This is a genomic window from Mycobacterium sp. UM_Kg27 (genome assembly GCF_000972905.1).
Taxonomy (GTDB): Bacteria; Actinomycetota; Actinomycetes; order Mycobacteriales; family Mycobacteriaceae; genus Mycobacterium.
Window position 1 is genome coordinate 19902 of record NZ_JRMM01000048.1, and the last position, 8265, is coordinate 28166.

At 68.0% G+C, this 8265-nt stretch carries 10 protein-coding genes; 4 read left to right on the forward strand and 6 right to left on the reverse strand.

The genetic code is table 11. From position 1 onward, the window contains the following. The 3 genes from LI94_RS09955 to LI94_RS09965 are packed head-to-tail and all read right to left on the reverse strand — an operon-like array spanning window position 1 to window position 2494. On the reverse strand, window positions 1-1230 hold the full coding sequence (locus LI94_RS09955) for a cytochrome P450 (RefSeq protein ID WP_046301076.1): 1230 nt from the start codon (window positions 1228-1230) through the stop codon (window positions 1-3). Beyond that, a complete protein-coding gene (locus LI94_RS09960; RefSeq protein WP_046301077.1) occupies window positions 1227-1943 on the reverse strand; it encodes a hypothetical protein in 717 nt (238 codons plus the stop codon). The genes LI94_RS09955 and LI94_RS09960 overlap by 4 nt, the downstream gene beginning before the upstream one ends. Continuing rightward, entirely contained in the window at window positions 1943-2494 is a 552-nt protein-coding gene (locus tag LI94_RS09965; protein WP_051190283.1) for a hypothetical protein, read from the reverse strand. Before LI94_RS09965 ends, LI94_RS09960 begins: the two co-directional genes overlap by 1 nt. Window positions 2495-2638: 144 nt before the next feature. Between LI94_RS09965 and LI94_RS09970 the strand changes: the two genes are divergently transcribed. Next, on the forward strand, window positions 2639-3334 hold the full coding sequence (locus LI94_RS09970) for a DUF427 domain-containing protein (RefSeq protein ID WP_046301078.1): 696 nt from the start codon (window positions 2639-2641) through the stop codon (window positions 3332-3334). On the opposite strand, the gene LI94_RS09975 is transcribed toward LI94_RS09970, so the two are convergent. Beyond that, window positions 3329-4228 carry an acyl-CoA thioesterase domain-containing protein gene (locus LI94_RS09975; protein ID WP_024442940.1) on the reverse strand — a complete coding sequence of 300 codons (900 nt, stop codon included), beginning with the start codon at window positions 4226-4228 and terminating at the stop codon, window positions 3329-3331. The genes LI94_RS09970 and LI94_RS09975 overlap by 6 nt on opposite strands. A 138-nt stretch (window positions 4229-4366) precedes the next feature. Here LI94_RS09975 and LI94_RS09980 point away from each other — a divergent pair, with 138 nt between their 5' ends. Further along, the gene (locus LI94_RS09980) at window positions 4367-5176 is read left to right on the forward strand and encodes an SMP-30/gluconolactonase/LRE family protein (protein ID WP_125079132.1); all 810 of its coding nucleotides are present in this window, start codon (window positions 4367-4369) and stop codon (window positions 5174-5176) included. A gap of 10 nt (window positions 5177-5186) precedes the next feature. Then, entirely contained in the window at window positions 5187-5993 is an 807-nt protein-coding gene (locus LI94_RS09985) for a thioesterase family protein (RefSeq protein WP_024442942.1), read from the forward strand. Here the strand turns inward: LI94_RS09985 and LI94_RS09990 are convergent. Beyond that, complete coding sequence (locus LI94_RS09990; RefSeq protein ID WP_024442943.1) at window positions 5990-6643, reverse strand: SDR family NAD(P)-dependent oxidoreductase; 654 nt, start codon at window positions 6641-6643, stop codon at window positions 5990-5992. The genes LI94_RS09985 and LI94_RS09990 overlap by 4 nt on opposite strands. Before the next feature lie 105 nt (window positions 6644-6748). Between LI94_RS09990 and LI94_RS09995 the strand changes: the two genes are divergently transcribed. Then, complete coding sequence (locus LI94_RS09995; protein WP_046301079.1) at window positions 6749-7282, forward strand: TetR/AcrR family transcriptional regulator; 534 nt, start codon at window positions 6749-6751, stop codon at window positions 7280-7282. A gap of 60 nt (window positions 7283-7342) precedes the next feature. On the opposite strand, the gene LI94_RS10000 is transcribed toward LI94_RS09995, so the two are convergent. Next, on the reverse strand, window positions 7343-8265 hold a 923-nt coding region (locus tag LI94_RS10000), incomplete at its 5' end, for an FAD-binding oxidoreductase (protein WP_046301080.1).

The following is an 8265-nucleotide window of genomic DNA, read 5'->3' on the forward strand; positions in this document are numbered from 1 at the left end:
TCAGACCTCCACCGGGATGGTGTTCCAGCCCCACTGAAAACTGGACGGCAGCCGGGTCGCGCCGTCGTCGGCGATCTGAAAGCTCGGGACGCGGCGCAGCCATTCCTGCACCAGGACAGTCACTTCCAGCCGGGCCAGGTGATAGCCGATGCAGAAGTGCTGCCCGCGACCGAACGCCAGTGACCGTTTGATCGGCCGGTCCCAACGGAATTCGTCGGGTTCGGGGTATTCGCGTCCGTCGCGATTGGCCGACGCCAGCAGGGTGATGATGCGTTGGCCCGGCTCAACAGTCGTGCCGTGCAGCGTGAACGGTTTGCGGGCGGTGCGCGCGAACCATTGCGCCGGTGCGCAGTAGCGGATCATCTCCTCGCGTGCCAGCTGCACCGTGTGGTGCGGATCGGCCCGTACCGCGGCTAGTTGATCCGGACGCCGAGCCAGTTCCCACAACCCGTGCGCGACGATCTTGGGCACGGTCTCGGTGCCGCCGATGAAGATGCAGAGCAGTTGTGTCGCGGCTTCGACGTCATCGAGATCGCTGCCGTCGGGCAGTCGGTAGGCCAGCATCCCGTCGACGATCGGCAGTTCGCCGGGGCCCTGCTCAGCGCGCCGGCGTTGCACCGCCGGGATGAGGTACTGCAGGTAGTTGGGCCGCGCCGCGGCGGTGTCCACCCCGCTGCCGGCCTGCGCGAGACTTCCGGCGTTCACCGTCGCCAACACCTCTGCGGCGCATTCGACCGGAATGCCCAGCAGCTCGCAAACCACTTGAGCCACCACGACACCGCCGTAATCACAGGTCAGGTCGAACTGGCCCTGCGGAAGCAGCTCATCGAGCCGCTGATTGGCCAATTCGCGGATCCGGCCTTCCCAGTCCACCACCGAGCGGGGCCGAAACGCCGGGGACTGCAACCGGCGAATGTCGTCGTAGATCGGCTTGTCGAAGACGGCGTGGAAAGGCAACGGGTGCAGCGGCGGGTCCGGCACCGGGCCGCTGTTGTGGTGCGCCAGCACGGTGGCCGCCGGCAGTGTTCCCTCCGAGGCCACGAACGTTCCGTCACTGACCGCCAGTACGTCCCAGATGTCGTCGAAGCGCGACAGGGCGTACAGATCCCACTGCGGGACGTAATACATCGGGTGGTGATCGCGTAGCACCCGGTAGTACGGCAGCGGGTCGGCCATCACCGCCGGGTCGAACGGATCGTAGGAGAACTCCGGCGCGGCAACGCTTGTCATGTGCTGTCTCGCTGCAGCGGGCAGGGCGGCAGTGCTTGCAGGATCGAGTCCTCCCAGCCGTCGCGTAAGGCGGGCGCCACACTCATCCACGTCACGATCTCCGCCGGCGGGTGGTCCTTCCACGACGGGTAATGCTCGGCGAAGCAGTCCCAGCCGCCGTCCAGTGCCCAGTAGTGGATGACCTCGTTGTAGCGAAACGTGGTGGTGAACGAACCGAGCCAGCGCTTGCCGGTGCTCTCCGACCACGGCACATACAGGCGTTCCAATTCCCGGATGTAATCGTCCTGGCGACCGGGTTTGGTCTGCATGATCTCCTGAATGACAACGGTCGCGTCGAAGTCGGCCGCGCGCAACTCAGCCAAGGTCCTGTTGTGCGGGCCGGGGTACATGATGCGGCCCTCCCCCGATGCTCCGATTCCGGCGAGGTAGGCCGACCATTCGGCCGCCGGCGGGGCGTGGCTACCGCCGCGGCCCTGCGCCCGCCCGATTCGGGCGTAGTCGGCGAACGCGTCGATCTCCCAGATGATCGTGACCTGCGGCCAGTGCCCGTTGTAGGCGGTGGACTCCCACAGCGCGAACAGCCGGGCACCCAGCTCGGTCATCATCGGCTGGTAGATCTCGGTGAAGTTGCGGGTGAAGTCGTCGCGCAGCCCACGGCCCAGATTGATCGTCTCGTGCAGGTAGAGCAGGGTGTGGTCGTAATGCTTGCGCATCAGCCGACCGGGACCAGGTCGGAATTGACGGGCAAGCAATGCTTCTGGTCACTGCGGAAAATCTCCGGCCCGTCGCACGGCGCCGCGTGCCCGGCGGCAGCAAGCGCCTGCCGCTTGAACGCCCGGCCCGCCACGGTGGGCAGGTGCTGCACTGGGCTGAGCCGATGGCTGACCTCCAGCGGCCAGCGCTCGCCCCACAACACGACCTGGGTCAGGCTGCTCCGCAGGGCGTGATGCACCCGCGCCCTGATCCGGGGATCGGTGGCGAGCGCGTCGGCGACCACCGCCAGGCTGTGTCCGGGTGCATCGCTGTGCGCGGCAGACAGTTCCGTCTCGAGGTCTGCGGTATCGAGCCCCAGGATCTGCAACGGCCGGACATCCTGGTGCGGCGGCGCCAGCACCCGCACATCCCAGCCGGTCGCCGCACGGTGATACAGCCACCCGCCGGCCGCGTGCACCAGGTCGGCGACATCGGGGGCGATGACATCGAGGCGGTAGCGCAGGTGGGGGTCCCGCGTCAGGGAATCCAGGGCCGCAGCGGTACTCGTCATCGCATCATCCCAGCTCGTCGTGAGAATCTCAGACGGTGCCGCTGGCCGGGCGAACTGTCCGGCCGCGCAGCACAACTTCTCCGAGATATTACAGTTGAAGCTAAATTTGTAAAGCCGAATGAGGTGGACACGGGTGGGAGCGCGATGAGTCTGGTTGCCGGACACGGTCCGCTGAGCACCGAGCGCGCCGGCTGGTTCGCCCCGGAGATCACCGGGGCCCTGGTGTACGTCGAACCGCATCCGCGCCGCGTCCGGGCGATCCGGGGGGAGCGCACCGTGATCGACACCGAACGCGCGCTGCTGGTGCATCGCCAGGGCGAGCCGCTGGCCTACGCCTTCCCCGCGGACGCCGTCGGCGATCTTCCGCACCGGGCGCTGCCGGAGGCATCGGGTTTCGTGCAGGTTCCGTGGGACGCCGTGGACGCCTGGTTCGAAGAGGGCCGGCGGCTGGTGCACTACCCGCCGAACCCCTATCACCGGGTCGATTGCCGGCCCACCCGGCGCGCATTGCGGGTCGAAGTCGACGGAGTGGTCCTGGTGGACACCGATGACACCGTGATCCTGTTCGAGACGGCCCTGGCACCGCGCCTGTACGTCGCCGCGGACCACGTGCGCACGGATCTGTTGCGGGCTTCGACGACGTCGACCTACTGCAACTACAAGGGCTATGCCCGCTATTGGTCCGCGTTCATCGGAGACACCGTCGTGCCGGACGTGGCCTGGAGCTATCCGGACCCGCTGCCCGAGAGTGCACCCATCGCAGGTCTTTTCAGCTTTGATCTGTCGCTGGTCGGCGGTTTCGCCGAACTACCCGGCGCGGCAGGGCGCCCGCGGCTATAGCCGCGAGTGCTCGGCGATCTTGTTGTCGCTGGTGCGCAGCGGCCGGATCAGGCCGTCCTGGGCGAACGAGGCCAGGATAGCGCCCTCCTCGGTGTGCACGGTGCCGCGAACATAGGACATGCCCGCGCCCACCTGGGTGCTTTCATGCCCGTAGAGGATCCAGCCGTCCCAGCGCACCGGCTCGTGGAAGCTCACGGTGACCGTCATGGGAGCGGTGGACACCGTCAGGTGCGACTGGCTGGTGCCGATCCCGGCGTGCGCGCGCATCGTCGTCGAGATGCCCAGATGTCCGGTGAAGTAAGCGATCAGCGCTTTGGCGAGATCGTCGCGGGCGGGAATGGGCTCATAGTGCAACCAGGCGTAGAGCTCCGGCGGGCCCACCTCGTCGGGGCTGTTGACGTCGACGACGTCGACCAGGCGTACCTCGCGTCCGGTCATCGGCATGGCACAGGGGTTGGACTGCGCGGGGCCTGCCACTTCAGGGCGGGGCAGGTGGTGGGTGATCACGTCGGCCGACGGAACATCCGCCAGCACGGTGATGGTTGCGCAGCGCTTCTGGTTCTGCAGCACTGAGATCACCGCGGTGGCCGTGGAACGGCCCTCGTTGACCACGTCGATCACGTATTCCGCCGCCGGTCCGACCAGCACAGCCCGGGCGAACACCGCGTGCACCGACCGGACGGACTTGTCGCTGAAGCGTTTCGCCGCCGCGACGATCGCCTGCGCCACCAGTTGGGTGCCTTCGACGACTTGGCGCTCGTCGTCGCCGGCCAGGCCGGTCGCGCCGGTGAACCGGTCCGGGCCGTCGGCCGTCACCTCGAACAGGTCCAGCAGGCCGCCGACTGACCATTGCGGCGCGGCGGAAGTCTCGGTGGCCGGAGATGCTTCAGACATTCCGCGAGCGTGACATTTGAAGCGAATTTTGTAAAGTAGGCCTAACCGCGCCCGCGGCCGCCGGACAGGAGGGCGACAGTGTTGGGTATCGCCGAAACGAGTTCACAGCAGGACAACCCGGGTTCCGAGTCCCCGCCGGTGCCGCTGGCGGGCGGCTTCTGCTTCGGCGAGGGCCCGCGCTGGTTCGAGGGGCTGCTGTGGTTCTCCGACATGCTCGGCGAGGCGATCCACACCGTGAACCTGCGCGGCTCGATGACCACGGTGCCGCTGCCGGGACACACTCCCAGCGGGCTGGGTTTCCGGCCGGACGGAACGCTGTTGATCGCCTCGGCGTCCGATCGCAAGGTGCTCTGCTACGACGGTGACACCGTGACCACGCTGGTCGACCTGAGCGAGCAGGTGCCCGCGGACCTCGGCGACATGGTGGTGGACGCCGCAGGCCGCTGCTACATCGGGTCGCAGGCCTACTCCGGCGGCGTGCTGGTACGCGTCGACCCCGACGCCGGCGTGCATCTCGTCGCCGAGGATCTCGACTTTCCCAACGGAATGGCGATCGCCCCGGACGGCGGCACGCTGATCGTCGCCGAGTCGATGGGCCGCCGGCTCACCCGGTTCACCATCGAAGCCGACGGCGGGCTGCGTGACCGCCGGGTGTTCGCCGACGGGTTGGACGGACCACCGGACGGCATTGCGCTGGACGCCGCCGGCGGGGTCTGGACGGCGATGACCCTGGCCAATCATTTCGAGCGCATTACCGAGGGCGGCGTGGTAACCGACCGCATCGCAACCGGCGAGCGGGCTGCGATCGCGTGCGCGCTGGGCGGGCCGAGTCGCCGCACGCTGTTCCTGCTGTCCAGCCCCACCGCCTACCCGAAGCGCCTGATCGGCACCCGCGACTCGCGCTTGGACACCGTGACCGTGGAGATCCCCGGCGCCGGATTGCCCTGAGGTGGATTCGATGACCGACTCCTACTACGAGTTACTGGACGCCGCCGATCCGCGGGGCGAGAAGTTCGGGGCCACCGATCTGGTGCGCGGCACGTGGTCGGCTCAGATCCAGCACGCCGCACCGGTGTCGGCGCTGCTGGTGCGGGCACTGGAACGCTTGGCGGCGCGGGACGACACCCGGCTCAGCCGGGTCAGCATCGACCTGTTGGGCCCGGTGCCCGCCGAAGGCGCGCTGTGGGTGCGCGGCCAGGTCGACCGGGCCGGCAAGCAGATCGAACTGGTCAGCGCCGAGATGCTGGCACCCGGCCCCGACCAGCTGCCGCGACCGGTCGCCCGTGCATCCGGTTGGCGGTTGCAGACGTTGGACACCGGCGACGTACAGCACGCCTCGGCTCCCCCGCTGCTGCCGGTCAGTGCGGCACAAACCAACAACATGCAGCAGAACTGGGACCGCAACTACATCCACAGCCTGGACTGGCGGTGGCTGACCACGCCGTTGGCCCCCGGCGCCGGTGAAGCCTGGATCTCGCCGCTCGTGGACCTGGTCAAGGGTGAAGTGATGACTCCGCTGCAGCGGTTGTTCGCGGTGGCCGACGACGCCAACGGGGTCGGCACCAAGCTCGACATCAGAAAGTGGACGTTCCTCAACACCGACCTGGTGGTGCACGTGCACCGGGTTCCCGACGGCGAGTGGATCGGCATCCGGGCCGAGACCAACTACGGCCCCGACGGCATCGGGACGACCATCGGCACCTTGTTCGACCAGCAGGGCGCGGTGGCGGGCATTGCGCAGTCAGTCCTGGTGCGCCGTCGTTAGCGACCCGCTCCCACAGCCGGGAGCATTTCGACCAGACGCAGCCGCGGCTCGGTAGCCATCCCGGCGAGCAGGCGGCCGGCCGCAGCGGTGGAGGCGCCCGGCCCCGGCCGGACCGACCGCACGGCCGAGGCCCGAACCCCGGTGCCGACGAATTCCGCGTCCAAGGCCGCCAGCCAGGCGTCGACCTTGTGCTGTGCGGTCGCGCAGTGCACCCCGGCGAACTCCGGGCCGACCAGCACCACATCACCGCTGCCCCGGGCGATCATGGCCGGAATCACCCGGGTGGCCAGGGTTTGCGCACCCACACCGGCGCCGTCTGGTGACTCGCCCGCCGGGCCGGCCAGGCCGACATCGGTGATGAGCACGTCCGGGGTACCGATGAGATAGTGCGCGGCGGCGAGGAACTCGTTGATTGACCGCGGGTCTGCGAGATCGAGATGGGCAGCGAACGCGCTGCCGCCGCGGTCTCGCAGCTGCGCCGCGAACCGCTCGGACTCCGCGATTCGCCGACCGCCGAGCAACACCAGGTGTCCTTGGGCGGCCAACTGCGCGGCGGCCACCTGGCCGATCCCGGCTGCTTCGATGACGATCATCACGGCTCGCAGCGGATGCGTGCGTTCCTCGTACGTGACTTGCGGCGCTTCGATCACAATAATTGCCCTACGGCCCGGCCCAGGGGGCCCGCGACGGTGAGGAACGATGTCCAGGCACCGAACCAGCGTGACACTCTCGCTATATTTTGTAAAGTCTTTGCTATGACCCGCAGCACGGTGGACGGCCCCGACAACTCGAGCCGGCAGCGGATCCTCGCGGCCACCGCCGAGGTGCTCGGGCGCAATGGATTGACCAAGCTCAGCCTGTCCGAGGTAGCCTCCCAGGCCGGGGTCTCCCGCCCCACCCTGTATCGGTGGTTCCCGTCGAAGGAAGAACTGGTCTCGGCGTTCTCTCGTTACGAGCGGCACATCTTCGACAGCGGGATCGCGCGCGCTACCGAAGGACTCAAGGGCACCGAAAAGCTCGACGCTGCACTGCGTTTCATCGTCGAATACCAACACTCATATACGGGTGTGCGAATGATCGACATCGAGCCCAAGCACGTGCTCGCCGACTTCTCCCGGATCATGGTGCCGATGCGCGAGGGTCTGAAGCGGATGCTGACCGGGCCGGATGCGGCGGTGAAGGCGGCCGCCGCGATCCGGATCGCCATCTCGCACTACATCATTCGCAGCGACGACTCCGAGGAGTTCCTCGCCCAGCTGCGTCAGGCTGTCGGCATCAAGCACCGCTAGCGGCGATCGCAAGCTCGGCGGAGCCTGCGGAGCCGGGTGCGGCGGGTCGTCGCCATCGGCTCAGTCGAACAGCACCGCGGCATTGAGATAGCCGGTCGGATCGAACGCGGCCTTGATCGTCCGCATCGCCGCGACATCGTCCGGCCCGCGCGACATCGCCAAGTAGGCCCGCTTGCGGCTGCCCACCCCGTGTTCGGAGCTGACGTTGCCGCCGCAGTCGGCGATGAGCGTCATCATCGCCGCGTACAGGCCCGCTTCGGCTGGTGCCGAGCAACGCAGCACGTTGAAGTGCAGGTTGCCCTCGCCGACATGGCCGAACAGCACCGGAAGCGCCTGCGGCGCGTGCCGTTGCACCAATGTGCCCGCCGCTGCGGCGAATCCGGCGATCGCTGCCAGGGGCAGGGACACATCGAACTTCAGGGGCGGCCCGAATGCCCCCAACACATCGGCGATCGCCTCGCGCACCCGCCACAGCCGCTGTTGGGACGCACCGTCCACGCCCACCGCCGGCTCGTCACAGGACCGCACCTGCGCCAGCATGCCGGCGAGGCGGTCGGTCTGGTCGGTGTCGCCGGTCAGTTCCACCAGCAGCAGCCAGTCACCTTGCACCGGAGCGACAATCCCGAGTCGCTCGCCGGTCAACGCGGTGACGCGGGCGTCGATCAACTCCAGGGTCGCGATGCCGTCGAGGTCGCGAAAGGTTCGCGCCGCATCTACCAGGGCCTGCAGCTCCGCGAAGCCGCAGAGTGCGGTGACCCGGTGGGCCGGGCGGGCATGCAGTCGCAGATCGAGCCCGGTGATGACGCCCAAAGTTCCTTCGGCGCCGACAAATAACGCCGGTAGGTCGTAGCCGGTGTTGTCGGAGCGCACCGCGCTGCGTCGGTGTAGCAGCGCTCCGTCCGGCAGCACCACCTGCAGGCCGAGCACCTGTTCGCCCATGTTGCCGTAGTGCACCGTGTACAGCCTGTCTCTTATACACATCT